General features: G+C 64.2%; 2 protein-coding genes and 1 pseudogene. All 3 read left to right on the top strand.

Annotated features, from left to right (window positions below):
• Positions 1 to 598, top strand: a pseudogene (locus tag GSQ79_RS25505) (nitrite/sulfite reductase); the annotation flags it as partial.
• Positions 585 to 1,319, top strand: coding sequence for a phosphoadenylyl-sulfate reductase (locus GSQ79_RS25500; RefSeq protein WP_158811561.1), 735 nt, complete (start codon positions 585 to 587; stop codon positions 1,317 to 1,319). The pseudogene GSQ79_RS25505 and the gene GSQ79_RS25500, both read left to right, overlap by 14 nt.
• A complete protein-coding gene (locus GSQ79_RS25495) occupies positions 1,319 to 1,834 on the top strand; it encodes a DUF934 domain-containing protein (RefSeq protein ID WP_158811560.1) in 516 nt (171 codons plus the stop codon). Before GSQ79_RS25500 ends, GSQ79_RS25495 begins: the two co-directional genes overlap by 1 nt.
• Positions 1,835 to 1,949 lie beyond the last annotated feature (115 nt).

Raw genomic sequence — 1,949 nt, 5'->3', positions numbered from 1 at the left:
GCAGATGGACCACATGGCGGATCTGGCGGAGACCTATTCGCACGACGAGCTGCGCGTCTCGCATGAGCAGAACATCGTCCTGCCGCACGTGGCGCTCGACGATATCCCGGCGATCTACGACAGCCTTGCCGCAAAAGGGCTGGCGACCGGCAACGTCGGTCTGGTCACCGACATCATCTGCTGCCCCGGCCTCGACTATTGCGCCCTGGCCACGGCGCGCTCGATCCCGATCGCCCAGCGCATTTCCGACCGCTTCGCCGACGACGAGCGTTCGACCGAAATCGGCCAGCTGAAGATCAAGATCTCCGGCTGCATCAACGCCTGTGGTCACCACCATGTCGGCCACATCGGCATTCTCGGCCTGGAAAAGGCCGGGGTCGAAACCTACCAGCTGACGCTCGGCGGCACGGCGGACGAGACCTGCAGCATCGGCGACGTCACCGGCCGCGGTTTTTCGTCGGAGGGCATCGTCGATGCGGTAGAGACCGTCGTCGATACTTACCTCCGGCTGCGCACCGACGAGACCGAGGACTTCCTCCGGGCGTTCCGACGCGTCGGCATGGCCCCGTTCAAGGAGGCCTTATATGCCAGTGCTTGACCGCGTGCGGCCGGGCGATGCGGACGCCGCGGCGAGCCTATCCGCCACGTTCGCGACGCAAACCCCGCAGGACGCGCTGCGTGCTGCGATCAAGGAGTTTTTTCCCGGTCGGGTCGCGCTGGTATCGAGCTTCGGCGCGGATTCCGTCGTCCTGCTGCACATGGCCTCGCTGATCGACAGGGCCATTCCGGTCATCTTCGTCAGCACCGGGCATCTGTTCGCCGAGACGTTGGCCTATCGCGACCAGATCATCGCGCAGCTCGGCCTGACCAACGTCACGACCTACGAGCCGGACGCCCGCGATCTTGCGGAAGAGGATCCGGAAAACTTTCTCTGGGCGCGTGACCAGGATGCGTGCTGCAGGATCCGCAAGGTCATTCCGCTGGCGCGCGCGCTTGAGGGCTACGACGCCTGGATTTCCGGGCGGAAGCGGTTTCAGGCGGACACTCGCGCGGCGCTCCCGCTGTTCGAGGGCGAAGGCGCGCGCACCAAGGTCAATCCTCTCGCCGCGTGGTCAGCGAAAGACATTCTGGCCTACTTGACCGAACACGACCTGCCGCGTCACGAACTGGTCGCCAAGAACTACCTGTCGATCGGCTGCATCCCCTGCACCAGCCAGGTTCGTCCTGGCGAAGACGCCCGAGCCGGCCGTTGGCGCGGCAAGGGCAAGGTCGAGTGCGGCATTCACACCGACTTCCCCGATGCTGGGGCGGGGATCTGATGGCTTATTTCAAGAATGGTACGTTTCCGACCGATCCGTGGGACCAGGGATTGGAAGGCGACGCGCGACACTGTCTGCTGACGCTGGCCGAATGGCTGGAGCGGCGCGACGCTGGGCAGTCCCTGCCCTCGCCGCTCGGCCTCGCGCTGGAACCCGGTTTTGCCGTGGAAGGGCTTCACGAGCATGTGCAGCACATCGACCTGATCACGATCGCCTTTCCAAAGTTCACCGATGGCCGCGGCTACTCGATGGCGTGGCTGTTGCGCTCGCGCCTGGGTTACAAAGGCGAGCTTCGTGCCGTTGGCGACGTGCTTTTCGACGAGATGCAGTTCATGGTCCGTTGTGGATTCGATGCCTTCGACATCGCCGACCCGGATACACTTCGCCTTTTGAAAGAAGGGCGCCGCGGCGCCTTCGACCGCTTCTATCAGCCCGGCCTCGAACCGGAAATTCCCGAGGGCACACGCCCTTGGGCCCGCCGGCCGGCGGGGCCTCGCGCCGGGAACCTTGCCTAGTTCGGTCTGGTTATTCCGCCATATCCGTTTCACGCGACACAGGAGCCTTGGCATGCCGAGTATCAAGCAAGCGAAAATACTGATCATGGCCACCGACGGATTCGAGCAATCGGAG

The organism is Beijerinckia sp. L45, assembly GCF_009765775.1.
Taxonomy (GTDB): Bacteria; Pseudomonadota; Alphaproteobacteria; order Rhizobiales; family Beijerinckiaceae; genus RH-AL1.
Note: the sequence above shows the minus strand (reverse complement) of the source record. Positions and strands in the feature narration are given on the sequence as shown.